The following is a 16578-nucleotide window of genomic DNA, read 5'->3' as shown; positions in this document are numbered from 1 at the left end:
AGACATTATGGATTCAACTATAAATATGAAGTATGTCACATTTCTGACACTTGTAGCTGCTCTAGGTGGTTTCTTGTTTGGTTATGATGTAGCCGTAGTGTCAGGGACAATTTCTCAAGTTTCGGAACAATTTGATCTAGATACTTTAGCATCTGGATGGTATGTAGGATGTGCTCTTTTAGGCTCTATTATAGGAGTACTCTTTGCCGGAGTAATGTGCGACAGGCTGGGTAGAAAACCAACAATGTCTTTTGTTGCCATTCTGTTTATATTATCAGCTATTGGTTGTGCAGTTTCTACTGATTTTAATGTTTTGGTTATTGCTCGTATTATAGGAGGGATGGGGATTGGAGTTGTTTCTATTGCATCGCCTCTCTATATATCCGAAATATCAGTTCCTCAGCATAGAGGAAAGTTAGTTGCACTTTATCAACTGGCGGTGACTATAGGCATCTTAGGTGCTTATTTGGTGAACTTTAAACTTCTGGAATATTCTCAAAATGGAGCAGCAGAGATTTCAATTCCTCTGTTACGCACCATATTCTACGAGGAGGTTTGGCGTTCCATGCTAGGAATGGCAGCAGTACCTGCGTTATTCTTCTTGATTGTTATTTCTTTCATTCCTGAGAGTCCAAGATGGTTGGTGCTGAAAGGGAAAGAAGAAAAAGCAAATACTATTTTAGAACGTCTTTTGGGTGGAGAAACAGCAGCAAATACAGAATTGGAGTCGATCCGATTAGTTGCTGCCGGTCAGAAAGTAAATTGGAGAGTAGTATTTGAACCGGGTATTCGCAAAGCGGTATTGATTGGCGCAGCCATTGCCATACTAGGACAGTTTATGGGCGTAAATGCAGTAATGTATTATGGACCAACAATATTTGAGAGTGCAGGTTTGTCTAGTGGCGATTCACTTTTCTATCAAGTCATAGTAGGATTGGTTAATGTACTTACAACAGTACTCGCTGTTTTCATTATAGATAAAATAGGACGTAAAAAATTGGTTTATATCGGAGTATCGGGAATGATTCTGTGTCTGTTACTGATTACTTTCTATTTTACTCAATCAGAATCATTAGGACTGCCTAGTGAAATGTTATTAGTGTTCTTCCTTTCATACGTGTTCTTCTGTGCCATATCCATATCTGCAGTCATTTTCGTGTTCCTCTCAGAAATGTATCCTACCAAAGTAAGGGGGATAGCTATGTCCATTGCGGGATTTTCCCTTTGGACCGGAACATTCCTTATAGGACAATTGACTCCTTGGATGTTAGAAACTCTAAAACCAGCCGGAACATTCCTCTTATTTGCGGTCATGTGTATACCATATATCCTTATTGTATGGAAATTGATGCCCGAAACTACAGGGAAATCGTTAGAAGAAATTGAAAAATTTTGGACTCCGTCAGAAACCTCTGAACGAATTAAGTAACCGAATTATATATCTATTTAAGTGTATTATATGAATTTTAAAGAATTAGCGAATCAATACAAATCAGAGCTACTTGATAATGTTATCCCTTTCTGGATGGACAATTCTCAAGACAATGAGTTTGGAGGATATTTTACTTGTCTCGAAAGAGATGGGAAAGTATTTGACACCGACAAATTTATTTGGTTACAAGCCCGTCAAGTATGGATGTTCTCTACATTGTACAACACTGTAGAAAAAAAACAAGAATGGTTAGACTGTGCTATTCAAGGAGCCGAATTCCTAAAAAAATACGGACATGATGGTAATCTAAATTGGTATTTTTCTCTTACCAGAGAAGGAAAACCATTGGTCGAACCTTACAATATCTTCTCTTACACTTTTGCGACTATTGCCTTTGGTCAATTGAACAAAGCCACAAATAACGAAGAGTATGGAGAAATAGCAAAAAAAACATTTGAAATTATTCTATCCAAAGCAGATAATCCCAAAGGGCAATGGAATAAGAGTTATCCGGGAACTAGGAATCTCAAAAACTTTGCTTTACCAATGATTCTTTGCAATCTCGCACTGGAGATAGAACACTTGTTAGATGCTAAATCTTTAGATATCCTGATAGAAGATTGTATCAAAACTATTTTTGAAGACTTCTATCGCCCCGAATTAGGCGGGATCATTGTGGAAAATATAGAATCTGACGGAAAACTGTCAGATACTTTTGATGGGAGACTAGTTAATCCTGGGCATGCTATAGAGGCTATGTGGTTCTCTATGGATCTTTCGAAACGATTAAATCGTCCTGAGTTAGCCGAGAAAGCAGTTGAAATAGCTATAACTATGCTCGAATATGGCTGGGACAAAGAGCATGGAGGAATATTCTATTTCATGGATCGCTTAGGACGTCCCACACAACAGTTAGAATGGGATCAAAAACTATGGTGGGTACATATAGAAACTCTTATAGCTCTGTTGAAAGGTTATAATCTAACTCAATCGAAAGAATGTCTGGAATGGTTTGAAAAAATACATAATTATACGTGGAGACACTTTAAAGATCCTCAATACGGAGAATGGTTTGGTTACTTAAACAGGCAGGGGGAACCTTTACTTTCTCTTAAAGGTGGCAAGTGGAAAGGCTGTTTTCATGTGCCTAGGGGACTCCTTCAGTGTTGGAAAACGCTAGAGGAAATAGATAAAAAATAGATCGAAAAATGTTAAATCTAATTCATTACAATTTATGAAAAAAAGTAATGCTTTAATGCATGTAAGTTTTAAACGGGACTTACCTTTATTTAAAATCATGAAAGTCACAACATTTCTAAGCTTTGTGTGTGTCTTCTCTTTGTTTGCAGAAAATACTTTTGCAAGCGAGAAAGCAGCAATGAAAGACTTCGTTGTTTCCGGAAATGGAGAAAGAGAGCACGCTGAAAAAGCGTACAATCTTGTGCAAGAAATCACTGTAAAAGGAACTGTCCTTGATGAGCAAAGAGTTCCTTTAATCGGAGTGAATGTGATGGTGGAAGGTTCTTCTCAAGGAACAATTACTGATGTAGACGGTAATTTTACAATTAAAGTAAAACCAGATGCTTCTCTGCGTTTTAGCTATATTGGTTATGAGAGCATCACAGTTAAAGTAAACAATCAAGAGAGTATCGAGGTCGTAATGAAAGAATCAGCTTCAGCTCTTGACGAAGTAGTTGTAGTAGGTTATGGGATTCAGAAGAAAATAAACTTAACCGGATCCGTATCTCAAGTTAGCTCAAAGGATCTGATGAAAGCTCCTATGCAAAACACTTCTAACTTGCTTACTGGTAAAATTTCGGGGTTGACAAGTATTCAGAGTTCTGGTAAACCCGGAGATGATGGTACAGCTCTATATGTTAGAGGATTGCAGTCGTTTGGAGGTAATGGACCAATGGTATTGGTCGATGGAGTTGCACGATCTATGGACTATGTAAATCCTAACGATATAGAGAGCATATCTGTATTGAAAGATGCTTCTGCCGCAATCTATGGTGTACAGGGAGCTAATGGTGTTATTTTGATTACCACAAAAGGAGGAAGTGAAAGCCCTGCAAAAATAATGTATGATGGCTCATTCACTCTAACAGAAAATACAGCTATGCCTGAATTCCTAAATGCTCCTGACTATATGTATTGGCACAATAAAGCTCGATCTATGGATGGTCTAGATCCTTTGTGGACTGCCGATATACAAAACAAGGTGATGAGTAATGATCCTAATAGTATCTGGGGACAAACAGACTGGCTGGAAAAAGTATTTCAAACTGGGTCAACCAATCAGCATAATGTGTCTGCTTCGGGAGGAACTGATAAAGTGAAATATTTTGCCAGTCTTGGAGTGATGGATCAAGAAGGAACTTTAAAAAATACATCTTTTAATCGTTATAATGTACGTGCTAACTTAGATATAAAAGTAGCAAAGAACTTAAAGTTTACAACTAATATATCAGGCTATAGAACTGATAGAAATTGGCCGGGTTCGGCAATCGGAGGGCAACAAGAGTTTGACCCTATCAGACAGGCTATCAATTCTATTCCTATCATTAAATCAGAATATAACGGAATGCCAACTGCCTGGCAAGGATCAAGTTATCTGGTAAATGGTTATGCTGCTCTATATAATTCAGGTTATAAAAAACAAAATCGTTGGCGCTTAGAATCAAATTATAAACTGGAGTATGACTTTTCAGATATAACAGATTATCTAAAAGGATTAAAGGCTTCTCTTTTTGCTTCTTATGACTATGGCCATACTGCGGATTCTAATTTTGACGGTTATTATGAACTATATGGAGTGAACAGTAGTTTTGACGAGTGGGTAGCAGGAGCTAGTGGGTATAATAAAGCAAGAGGCTATAGTAAAGCTTCTTCTTGGGGAGATACTTACATGTTACGTCCACAATTAGAGTATTCTCGTCTTTTCGGGAAACATAATGTTTCTGCAATAGCATTGTATGAAAAGACAAAAAACTACTCTAATACTATGACAGGAACCAAAAGAGGTTATGTTATTGATAATCCTGTAGATATAGAACATGGAGGGGAATTTCCTGAAGCAGCTATATCAGGATCACACGGCTATACGGGATATCAATCTTGGGTTGGTCGTTTAAACTATGTTTACGATAACAAATACTTATTAGAATTTGCTTTCCGTAACGATGCCTCTTATAAATTCCCGACAGAAAATAGATGGGGATTCTTCCCTTCGGTATCAGCTGGATGGGTGATCTCTCAAGAAGAGTTTTTCCAAAAAGCATTGCCTAATGTAGACTTACTAAAACTTCGAGGTAGTTATGGAGTAGCAGGAAATGATGCTACTGTAGAACCATTTCTTGATAAGCCTACTTATAAATTAGCTGGAAATAGCATGATTTTAGGGGGAAGACCAATATCACAGTTCTACACTAAAAATCCATATCTCTATAGCGATTTAACTTGGTATACTACTAAAACATTCAATGTGGGGGTTGATGTCGAAATGTGGAGAGGAATGTTAGGTTTAGAAGTTGATGTTTTCTACCAATTAACGGAAAATATTTTGGAAGAACAATCAGGCTCTTATCCTACTTCATTGGGAAGTTATTATCCTTCATTCAGAAATACAGGAAAGGTAGATAACAGAGGGATTGAATTGACAGTAAAACATAATAACCGTATCAACTCTGATTGGAGTTATGGCCTTAGAGGAAATGTATCATTTGCTCGTAACCGTGTGCTATCTAAAGCTGTTAGCGACAATTACCCTAATTATAGAGGAGTATTGGGAGAATCTATGGGTGCCAGATATGGCTATAAAGCTTTAGGTCTTTTTCAGACACAAGAACAACTAGATGTATATCCGGTAGCTCCAAGTGGAGAAAAACGTCTGGGAGATATTATGTATCTGGATTATAATGGAGACGGAGTTATTAATGCAGACCATGATTACGTCAAAATAGGCTATGGACAAATACCTGAAATCAATTTCTCATTAAATCTAGACGTGTCATATAAGGACTTCTATGCAAGTATGCTATGGCAGGGAGTATCTCATGTTGACTACGAGTTATCAGGCGTTTATGATACAGGAGTAACATCCTCTACTAGCTATACAAGTGTTTTCTCTGGAAGCGGAAATACTCCTTCTTATTTGGCAGAAGATTCATGGACTCCTGAAAATACCGGAGCAAAATACCCTCGTCTGAGTACTATCTCTAATGGAAATAATGCATGGCGTTCAAGCTGGTGGGTGGTAAATGGAGAATATCTTCGTTTGAAAAATGCTCAAATAGGATATAATCTTCCAGCTAAGCTATTGAAAAAAACTCCATTCTCTAGAATCAATATTTATATGGCAGGAACAAACCTACTTACTTTTAGTCATTTTAAATATGTGGATCCAGAAAGTCCTTCAGTAAGTAATGGACATTATCCGCAACAAAAAACATATAGCATGGGACTTAACGTTACATTCTAATCAATACAAGAGAATAGAAGATTATGAAAAAAACAAAATTTATTTTATTAAGTGCTGTAGCAGTATTCCTTACATTGTCTTCTTGTGGAGACGTAACGGATTTAGAAAACACAAGAGAGGTGTCAAGTACAGCAGTGTGGAGCTCAGACGAAGCAGCTGATATGTATATTACTGCATCTTACAAGACCTTTTCGGATGTGTCTCAAGTGGCAGAGAGCCGTTCTCAGTATTTTGACAGCTATTCGGATTTAATGAAATCAACATCATGGGATCAGTATAATCATGGTTATAACAAATCATTACTTCAGTTAAGTGCTTTTTCCAAAGGAGGAGCAGGGGCTCTTGACTGTTGGTCAAGCGTATATGATAGAATTAGACGAGCAAATGTACTGTTAAACGAAATTACTAGCTATGGAGTAGAAAACTTTGGAGAAGAATGGAGCGAAGTTCGTCGTGCAGAAGTACGCCTTTGCCGTGCGTATTCGTATTACCGACTAATTAGAGTATATGGAGGAATTGTTCTTCGTACCGAAAATTCAGGAACTAATGGCGGAGTAGACGATGGAGCAGTAGAGGCTGATATACACAGAGCTCGTTTGTCTGAAGCTGACAGTTGGAAATTTGTAATGGACGAGTTGCAATGGGCTGCAGAACGTTTACCAGAATCTTGGGGAAGCGTTTGGGAAGGACGTGCAACCAAAAGAACTGCTTATGGATTACTGTCACGTATGGCTTTGCATGCAAAAGAATGGAAAATAGCCGTTGATGCAGCTGAAAAAGTAAAAGAATTGGGCGCTGCTTTAGCTCCTGATTATGCGAAAGTATTTCAAGTGAACGGAGGACAGGATAATTCATCTGAAATCTTGTTTGCTCTATCTTATAAAGATCAAGCATTGACTCATAAGTATGATTTATACAATCGTCCTTTTGGTGATAGAGCTGCTCACAATACAACAGTTTATGCAGAGCATGTGCCTACAGCAGAATTAGCAGACTTGTATGAGTTCTCTGATGGAACTGAATTTAACTGGGATACATATTCAGGTAAATTTGATAATCCATATACAGAAAGAGAACCTCGTTTCCATGCAACTATTCTTTATAACGGAGCTAAGTGGGAAGGTCGTGAAATACAGACCTATACAGATGGTTCTGATAGTTTTAAAGCATTTACTCAAAATGGTCATACCGATGGACATACTTGTACAGGTTATTATTTGCGTAAATACTTACAAGAGAACTATACAACTTTTATCTCTAATGGAAGTACTCAGTATGATGCAGTTCTTCGTTATGCCGAAGTATTGTTAAACAAAGCAGAAGCTTATGCTGAACTGGGTTATGAACAAAATTCAGATAAAGCTTTGGCGGCTCTTAACGAAGTTCGTGGACGTGTAGGTCTTCCGGCTAAAACTAAAACTGATGCTCCAAACAAAGAGGCATTTATGACTCTATTACGCAAAGAGCGTTGTGTTGAGCTGGCAGGAGAAGGTTTCCGCTATTGGGATTTACGTAGATGGAGATTAGCAGAGAAAGTAATTAACGGACAGACTGCTCATGGTGTAGAAATTTCGAAATTAGAAAATGGCAGTTTCTCTTATAAGAGAGTGTCGTGTGATGGAGGAGCTGATGCTAAACGAGTTTTCTTAGAAAAATATTACTATTTCTCAATTCCAACAATCGAAATAGGAAGTAATAAATTGTGTGAAGATAATCCACTTTGGTAACCAAGTATAATATAGAAAAATATGAAAACTATAAATAAAATAGGAACATTATTATTATGCCTTTCAATAGCATTTCTAGTATGGAGTTGTGCTGAAGCAGATGAGGAATTTGTCCATTCTTCAAATGTAATCAAGAATATTAGCTGTCAGGCAACGCAGGGAGGAAGCCAGTTTGTTGGTGTTATTCATGAATATGATAAAGATGGTAACCTTGTAGAAGCTCCTTTTACTCAAGAAGATGTAGAGGGTGGATATGGATTGGTTCTCTTTGCTGTTTCCAAGTCATTGTCTGATGAAGTTGATTTAACGAATGTTTATCTAACTGCAGGTTTGGAATACGACCAAATGATAACTCCTTCATTGTCCGGTAAACATGATATATCAGGCGAGGGAATGACAATAGAAGTTAAATCCGGAGTAGGAACAGTACGTTATTATCGTTTGAGAGGATATTATGAGTAATGGATAGTAGAGAAATCTACTATCTGTTACAAAAGATCCTATCATATGATTTATAATATTTCAAACAAATTAATCATTTAGATATGAAAAAAATAAATGTCTTATATATAATACTATCTATTATAACAGTCTTCTCTTTTATTGCCTGTAGCGATAGCGATGATAATCTAAGTGGAGATGCTAATGTAGAGCTTGCTTTTAAGGTGAAGAAAACAATTGTTGATGAGAATGGTGCACCATTAGAATATGTATTTAATTCATCTGTCGGGCAAGATACTATCACGATTAAAATTGCACCTCATATGGATGAAAAAGAATTTTTATCTTCGGCAACTCCAGTTTTCTATTTGTCAAAAGGAGCAACAGTTTCACCTGATCCAAGCTTACCTCAAGACTTTACTCAGGAGGGGGGAGTTAAATATACTGTAACATCAGAAGATGGTAAGAATGTACATGAGTATGTTGTTACTTGGGGAGCATCAGACTTACTACCTTTCGGCTCTGGATTTACTTATGCAGAGATAGGTACAGTAAAAAGTTTTGCTGAGCTAGGATATCCTGGTGAGGTTGGAAACTTTGATTTTGCCGATTCAAAACAATATGGAGACTTAATAATGTATCATGCTTATTGTGGCAATTCGATAGTATTACTTTCTCGTGCATATATTGATGAGAATCCTAAATCTCCATATATTGTTAAAGTGGTAAATAAAAGTACTTTAGCCGAGTCTGGAACATTAAACCTAGGATCTATAAATATATCGAACCTGAAGATGATCACTTCCGACTACAAAGGACGTTGTGTAGGAGCAGTAACAAACGGAAATGAGACGGAGATTTTCTATTGGCTTCAGCCGGGAGATGCTCCAACCTCTGTAGGAAAGATAAATATAAATATGGCTTCAACTTCGGATGGTTCAAGCAACTTCCAAGTGTCGGGTGATATCACTGGTAATGCTTGGATTACAGCAATGGCTCCACGTAGCGCAAAAGGAGAACACTATAGAGTACAAGTGACAGGTGGTAAATTAGCGTCTACTCACTCTATAGTTACTACTGGCTTTGCAAGTGATGATTCTAGTGCGTTCCAAATGATTTCAGCCTTAGACGATTCAGATAAACCAAGCTATGTAGTAGGAGATACAGACGGCACTGCTGCAACAGCAAACTCTATTCGCTGTTATGTAAACTCTCCTTCAGGACTGACAACAGCAACAATGCCAGGATTATGGCAATCTACATTACAGGCTTGGTGGGTAGGAACAGGATTTTCTACAGCCCGTTCAGGTGGACGTGCCCCTGTTGTTTCAGCATTACCTATCAATGGTAAAACATATGTAGTCGTTACTAGTGGAACGGGATGGTGGCACTCTGCAGCTGTATTGCATACAGACCTGAAAACATTGGCTCATGCAAATCTTAATATAGCACATTCTGTCAACCGTGGTTGGAGTTATGGATCATGGGTAGATTGGTATTGGGATGAAGAAAATAGCGAGGCTCATTTGGCTATCTGGCTTGGTAGATTAGGATTATATACATATAAATTGACATGTTATGAGTAAGCTTTAAAGCTTACTTATAACTAAAATATTAATCATGAGAAAATTCTTATTAATAGCTACAGTTTTTTGCTTTCTGGTTTCATGTTCAGATAATGACAATGGAATTGATGTACAAAAACCAGATATTCCTTTAGATTTAGGAGATGATAAAGAAGTTGTAATTAAACCTAAGCAAATGTGGATTGATGCTCACGCAAATTTCACAACTTTTGCTACAAAAGCTAAGATTACTGCAACTTTGGAAAAAATAAAAGATACAGGTTTTAACGAAATATATGTTGATGTTAAACCTGGAATCGGTTATGCTCTTTATGATAGCGATATCTTACCAAAACTAACTACTTGGGGAAACGAAAAAGTAGAGCGTGATTGGGATTATTTAGGTTATTGGCTTGAAGAAGCTGAACGCTTAGAAATCAATGTTATTGCTAGTATTTCGGTTCTTGGTTTTGGATATACAAAAACTAAAGAAGGCCTGGTATATGATGATCCGGAATGGGATGGTAAAACTCAAGTGGCATTAATAAAGAATTCAGATGGAGAAATGACCGCGCTTGAAGACATCCGTAATATAACAGATGTAGATGGGGCTATGCTCGATCCAACAATACCAGAGGTTCAGTCATTTGTAATTTCTATAGTAGAAGAGGTGGTAAGAAAATACCCTAAACTTAAAGGAATATGCTTGGATTATTGTCGTTGGTATGGAGCTGATTATGGATTTGGCTCTTCAACCCTGAGTGCTTTTGAAGCATACTCGGGAGAAAAGATCTCAGATAAGAATCAGATAATAACTAAGACAGGAGGTATGGGACCTCTATACAATAAATGGATTGAGTTCAGATCTCAGACAATTACAGATTTGATTACGAATATTCGTTCAAAAGTTAAGGCAATTGATTCGGAAAAAGAAATTCATTTATGGGCTTCAGCTCAATGGTCGTCTCGATATAGTGTTGGACAAAACTGGGCTAGTAAGAATTATAAACCTAAAGCAAGTGATGTTTACACTGATGCATATAGCAAAACAGGCTTTGCCGATCAGCTTGATGTTTTCTCTTTAGGAGCTTATACTGAACATATTTGGAAATCTGAAAATCCAGGAAGTGAATGGTCTGTAGAGAACTTTGTAACTACTTACTCTAACTATACACAAGGAGCTTGTAAGGTCTATGGATCTATAGCATCTTATGCGTATGGGAATGATGTAAAGGCTGTTTCAGATGCAGTATATCTTTGTCTTAAGAATACGGATGGACTGATGGTATTCGAAATATCTCATGTTAATAATAATTACGATCAGTGGGCTGCGATAAAAGACGGAATCAGCCGAGTGGAAAAACAATAAAGACTAAATATTATCAGAAGGTAATTGCAGAGGGGTATCCCTCTGCGATTATTTAAAATAGACAACTAAATAAGAAAATGAAGAAAATAGGTTTATTGATTGGGGTTATATGTGTTCTATGTATGACATCTTGTGGCGAAACAAAGCAAAAAGTAGCAGAGAAACCCAAATATATGTGGTTTGATGCAGAAGCAAACTTTGAGCGTTTCTCCAACAAAGATTCTATTTGCTACTATCTGGACAAAACAAAAGAAGCTGGTTTTAATACAGTCGTTATAGATGCCAGAGGTCTAAATGGTTATGCAAATTATTATAGTAAAATATTAAAACCATCTCGTCCTGATTTGGATTGGGATTATTTACAATTCTTCATCGATGAGTCTCGTAAACGAGAGCTGGAAGTATGTGTTTCTGCTATGATTTTTCCTGCAGGACGCCCTTCTGACAAGACAGGTGTAGTATACGATGATAATACTTGGGATGGAAAAACATCTCTTCAATATACAGCCAATGGTATGCTCGATATGAAGGATGACCCTACAAAGGTTGCTGTATTCCTAAATCCTATTTTACCTGAGGTACAAGAATATTGTATGAGCTTTATCAAAGAGCTTGTTACAAATTATGATTTTGATGGATTTGCATTGGACTATTGCCGCTATTCGGGAGTAGAATCAGATTTTTCAGAAGCAAGTAAAAAAGGCTTTGAAGCATATATAGGAAGAGAAGTGAAAAACTTCCCTGCTGATATCTTTACATGGGAAAAAGATGAAAATGGCGAAACATATGTAAGCGATAAAGAACTAGCGCCACTTTGGTACGAATATAGAGCTATGGTGATACATGATTTTGTGAAAAAAGCAAAAGAAGAAATCAAAGCTATTAAACCGAATGTACGACTTGAGTATTGGAATGCATCTTGGCATCATGTATTGTACCGCCAAGGACAAAACTGGGCAAGCAAAAGCTATGATCCATACGGAGAATATCCATGGGCTTCGGAGAATTATAAAAATACAGGATTTGCAGAGCATCTTGATCGTTATATGAACGGAGCTTATTTAGAGCGTGTTTATGGCTTAGATGATAATGAGTCTATCGAGTTTGCCTATGCTAAAGGGAAACGTATTATAAATGGAGACAACTCAATGGTAGGTAGCATTTATGCATTGGAACACGAAATAATGGAAGATGCTGCATATGTATCTCTGGAACAGACCGATGGATTGGTTGTTTTTGATATTGTACAGGTAATTCAGTTTGATCTATGGGATGAATTCAAACGTGCAATAGATAAATACGAATCAGCGGAGGAAAAGAAGTAAAACAGAATAGATTTTAGAAATGAAAAAAAGTATTATTTTACTACTTCTGTTTATTTCCGTTCTGTCTCTTACAGCAAAAGAATACATTGTAAAATCTCCCAATGGGAAACTGAAAGTAACAGTAACCGATGGAGAAATATTGCAGTGGAGTATTCAGTCAGGAGATAATATCCTTCTTTTGCCTAGTAAATTAAGTCTAGAGGTAAAAAATCAGAAAATACAATTGGGGGTTAAACCTTCTGTTCAGAAAGTTTTAAGAAAATCGGTAGACGAGGTAGTAGAAGCTATTGTGCCGACTAAACAACGGAACGTTAGAGAACATTATAATGAATTGACATTAAAATGTAAAGGGAATTATAGTGTAACCTTTCGCGTTTACGACAACGGAGCCGCATATCGTTTCGAGACTAATTTGAAGGAAAAAGAGATCTTTGTCGCTAACGAAAGTGTAGAGTTGAACCTTGCAGGAGACTATACAACATATTGGCCAAAAGATAATAATCCTGAGATGATAACTCATAACGAAGCTCATTTCGATTATCTGAATGTGTCTGATATACCAAACACCAGAAATGGTTATTTACCGATCTATATGAGTTCGGAAAAAGGAAAGAAGATGGTCATTATGGAAGCAGACTTGTTCGACTATCCCAATATGTTTCTGTATGGTACAAGTGGAAATACTTTGACAGGGAAGTTCCCTCCGGTTATCTTGGAGAAAGAGCCTAAAAACGGATCGGATAGAGATGAGAAAATTATTCGTAATTCAGATTACCTGGCAAAAACTGATGGAAAAAGAAATTTTCCATGGCGACTGATAATGATAACGGAGGATGATAAATCTTTGTTAGAAAATAATTTGGTCTATCAACTTTCTAGACCAGAGGTAGAAGGTGATCTGAGTTGGATCAAACCCGGTAAAATTTCTTGGGAATGGTGGTCTGGAATCGATGTTTACGATGTAGACTTTGTTTCTGGAGTAAATACTGCAACTTATAAATATTTTATCGACTTCGCCGCAAAATATGGTTTAGAATATATTTTGTTAGATGAAGGTTGGTCAGTGAGTACAACAAATATTAGCGAACCTCGTGGCGAGATTGATATGGCTGAACTTGTCCGTTACGGAGAGTCGAAGGGGGTAGGAGTTGTATTGTGGGCATTATGGAAACCTCTGGAACAAGATATTGAGGGTATCTTGGATATCTACCAGAAATGGGGAATAAAGGGTATTAAAGTCGATTTTATGCAACGCTCCGATCAAGATATGGTAAACTATTATGAGGCTGTAGCTAAAGCTGCTCTTGATAGAAAAATACTAGTTGATTTTCATGGTTCTTTTAAACCATCAGGCTTACATCGTAAATATCCTAATGTGATGACCTACGAAGGCGTTTATGGAGCAGAACATCATAAATGTTCTTTTGATATCACGCCTAAACATAATCTACTATTGCCTTTTACCCGAATGACAGCAGGACCGATGGATTATACACCAGGTGCAACAATGAACGCGGAAGAAGGTGCTTTTAGTGAGAGATGGACACATCCTATGAGTCAAGGAACTAGGGCTCATCAAGCTGCATTGTTTATTGTGTACGAGAGTCCTTTGCAAATGATAGCTGATAGTCCGACTAATTATTATAAAACTCCAGAATTCATTGAGTTTATATCAAAGATACCAACTGTTTGGGACGAAACGAAAGCTCTCTCAGGTACTATAGGAGAGGAGTTATCGATAGCTCGCAGAAATGGGAATAACTGGTATGTTGCAGCAATGACAAACTGGGATGAACGAAAGAAAACGATAGAACTAGACTTTATTGATGATCAACAATATGATATTATAATTTTCCAGGATGGAGTTAATGCTAATAGAAATGGAGCAGACTTTAAAGTAGAGAAAAGGATAGTATCTAAAGGTGATACATTAAATATTCATATGTACAAAGGTGGAGGCTGGGCTGCAATATTAAGCCCTAGAAAATAGTTGAGTTTATAGTATTATTACAAAAGGGGAGTATGTTGATCAAGGGTTTGCTTTTTGAGCAAACCCTTGATGTTAATCCTTGTTTGTAAAGGGTGGAATATGAACTGTTAAGAGTTTATTTAAAATGATACTCTAGCTAAATTTTATTAATTACTTTCTATTCTATATACCCGAACATCTTGAGGTGGTATGTTGCAGTATAGCTTTCCATCTTCTATAACGGAGAATTCAGAAGTCCATAATTCTTTAACACTCAAACTTGCTTTTGTTTCTATTCCAAGCCTTTTACAATCAACGGTATCAATCATGTTGTCTTGTTTGTTGAAATTAAAAATAGCTAAATAGATATAATCGGAAGTTTTAAGCATAAATTGGGCCTCTGTTTTATTAGCAGCTTTTGCTGTATACCCCTCTACTGGATAGAATGATTTGCCTATTCTTGCTATATCGTTAATGTCTTTATTTGTAGCTACTTCGGTAGCTCTGATACGAGCCTCTATATCTCCTTTTATACTGCCTTTCAAACTAAAATTATCCCCTAGCATGTAAATACCAGTAATAACTGCTGATGTGATACGTGCTCTATTAGCACCTAGTTGGTAATCTGCAGATTCGCTGGGTTGATATAATAAAATATGGTCAGCATCATTGAAAGGGTAAACTCGGTCGAGCCACCATCCAAAAGATAAACTATTCAGCATATAGCCAGTTGTGCCAATCTCGCCTTCAGTCATAGCTCCCCAAGCATCACAACTTATTCTTTTAGATGTTCCGTATTGGGAAGGAAAGGTCGGTGCAATAGAAAGGGCTAAAAATATATTATCTCCACATGCATCTGTTAGATAAGACATCCCTTCGTTATACGCTTGTTTCCCTGTTGTAACATCCGGATTGTAAAAGGATACAGCCTCTAAAGTACCATTATTGATGAAATCTAATTTTATATATTCATATCCCATTTCTTTGAACATATTGATGTAATGGTCTATTCTCTTTTTTGTGGCAGGGTGGGTAGGGTCAACAGCTAATGATTCTATTTTTCTTGGTTTGCCACTTGGGGCATATAAATAAATGTCTTTGTACTTCCATTCGTTATTTGTCCCTTCTACATAAGCTTCCGGATTGCCATACCAATCCGAAAACGGACACCAATAGATTCCAGCCTTTTGACCATTTTTATGACAATGTTCAACAAACTCTTTTAGCTGTTCGGGTTTAAAATTGTCCCAAAAAGAATCAAGACCAATATAGACAATGTCGTCGTTGCTAAAATTATTTTCTTGTAATTCAGATTTAATAAAGTCGGAAACATCTATAGCTCCCTCATAATTGACTTTTGTAGCCATGGAAGCCCAACTATTCCAACCAAAAGGAGTCCCTTTTTCCCACTTACGAGGAGGAGCAATTGTAGCACATATCTCTCCGTAAGTTTCCATTCCTCGTCTCCAATCTTCAAAATATCCTAAAATAATCTTAGGTGATTTTATCGTATTCCCTTTTACATAACCGTGTTCACACGATGGTCTGTCTTCTCTTTCGCTCACGTCGCGAGTTAATTCATTTGCTAATCCTCCAAAACATTCAAGAAGAGATATTTTTGAGCTGTCTGCAGTTTGGTAATGTATTCCTGTTTTCCAAGTATCATGTTCTATAGAGCCTATAATTAGTCCTTGTCTGTTTTCTCCGTTAAAAAAAGCTGTAACTTCGGAAGATGTATCTTCTACTGTCAAAGGATGGGAAAGGTATGGAACAAAGTTATCATTATCAAAAGGTACTCTCAATACTCTGTTTGATGCAGACTTTTCCAGAAACAAATTGTCTTCAACAGTATATATAGGTGCTATATAGTTAGACTTAAGTTCTTTGTTTTTGTCGGTAAGATAGGTTTCGGTAAGAAAATAAGGTCTGTCTTCATAAAAATAGAATACTTGGTTTAGATCAGGCATATTTTCTAATCCTGAAAAACTATAAATTACTTTTTGTCCTGAGCCTATTTTATCATTCAGAGACTCTTGTTCGACAGAAATCTTTGGATAATCAGAACTGGATATATAGCTGCTATCTAATTTAAATATAGAAGAAACTCCTTTTAATAAAGTGTTGCTTTTATGTTTGAATGTCAGTGTTTTTTGATCTTGGTTGAATTGGATAGACCAATCATAGATATCTTTGTCATAAGATCCAGTACACGAAGCGAGGTGTAATAAACCTATGATTTGAATAAAGAGTAAAATCGTTTTTATTTTCAT

The 16578-nt window shown here is 36.9% G+C and carries 10 protein-coding genes; 9 read left to right on the top strand and 1 reads right to left on the bottom strand.

Features of this window, described 5'->3' with window-relative positions; translation table 11 throughout:
• Positions 1 to 7: 7 nt before the first annotated feature.
• From DHU68_RS12650 to DHU68_RS12610, 9 genes are all read left to right on the top strand, one after another.
• Positions 8 to 1429: a sugar porter family MFS transporter gene (locus tag DHU68_RS12650; RefSeq protein ID WP_255412504.1), complete on the top strand. Its 1422-nt coding sequence runs from the start codon at positions 8 to 10 to the stop codon at positions 1427 to 1429.
• 30 nt (positions 1430 to 1459) lie between these two features.
• Complete coding sequence (locus DHU68_RS12645; protein ID WP_108823366.1) at positions 1460 to 2632, top strand: AGE family epimerase/isomerase; 1173 nt, start codon at positions 1460 to 1462, stop codon at positions 2630 to 2632.
• A 34-nt stretch (positions 2633 to 2666) separates the two neighbouring features.
• On the top strand, positions 2667 to 5912 hold the full coding sequence (locus DHU68_RS12640) for a TonB-dependent receptor (RefSeq protein WP_255412503.1): 3246 nt from the start codon (positions 2667 to 2669) through the stop codon (positions 5910 to 5912).
• Positions 5913 to 5935: 23 nt separating this feature from the next.
• Positions 5936 to 7639, top strand: a complete 1704-nt coding sequence (locus tag DHU68_RS12635) for a RagB/SusD family nutrient uptake outer membrane protein (RefSeq protein WP_108823365.1) — start codon at positions 5936 to 5938, stop codon at positions 7637 to 7639.
• Positions 7640 to 7660: 21 nt separating this feature from the next.
• Positions 7661 to 8101 (top strand): hypothetical protein, encoded by a 441-nt coding sequence (locus DHU68_RS12630; protein ID WP_108823364.1) that lies wholly within the window; start codon positions 7661 to 7663, stop codon positions 8099 to 8101.
• An 83-nt stretch (positions 8102 to 8184) separates the two neighbouring features.
• A complete protein-coding gene (locus DHU68_RS12625) occupies positions 8185 to 9666 on the top strand; it encodes a DUF5018 domain-containing protein (RefSeq protein ID WP_108823363.1) in 1482 nt (493 codons plus the stop codon).
• Between the two features lie 34 nt (positions 9667 to 9700).
• On the top strand, positions 9701 to 11014 hold the full coding sequence (locus tag DHU68_RS12620) for a family 10 glycosylhydrolase (RefSeq protein ID WP_108823362.1): 1314 nt from the start codon (positions 9701 to 9703) through the stop codon (positions 11012 to 11014).
• A gap of 77 nt (positions 11015 to 11091) precedes the next feature.
• Positions 11092 to 12339 carry an alpha amylase family protein gene (locus tag DHU68_RS12615; RefSeq protein ID WP_255412502.1) on the top strand — a complete coding sequence of 416 codons (1248 nt, stop codon included), beginning with the start codon at positions 11092 to 11094 and terminating at the stop codon, positions 12337 to 12339.
• 19 nt (positions 12340 to 12358) lie between these two features.
• A complete protein-coding gene (locus tag DHU68_RS12610) occupies positions 12359 to 14329 on the top strand; it encodes a glycoside hydrolase family 97 protein (RefSeq protein ID WP_108823361.1) in 1971 nt (656 codons plus the stop codon).
• A 146-nt stretch (positions 14330 to 14475) separates the two neighbouring features.
• On the opposite strand, the gene DHU68_RS12605 is transcribed toward DHU68_RS12610, so the two are convergent.
• Positions 14476 to 16578 carry a hypothetical protein gene (locus DHU68_RS12605; protein WP_108823429.1) on the bottom strand — a complete coding sequence of 701 codons (2103 nt, stop codon included), beginning with the start codon at positions 16576 to 16578 and terminating at the stop codon, positions 14476 to 14478.

The organism is Dysgonomonas sp. Marseille-P4361 (assembly GCF_900343125.1).
Taxonomy (GTDB): domain Bacteria; phylum Bacteroidota; class Bacteroidia; order Bacteroidales; family Dysgonomonadaceae; genus Dysgonomonas.
Note: the sequence above shows the minus strand (reverse complement) of the source record. Positions and strands in the feature narration are given on the sequence as shown.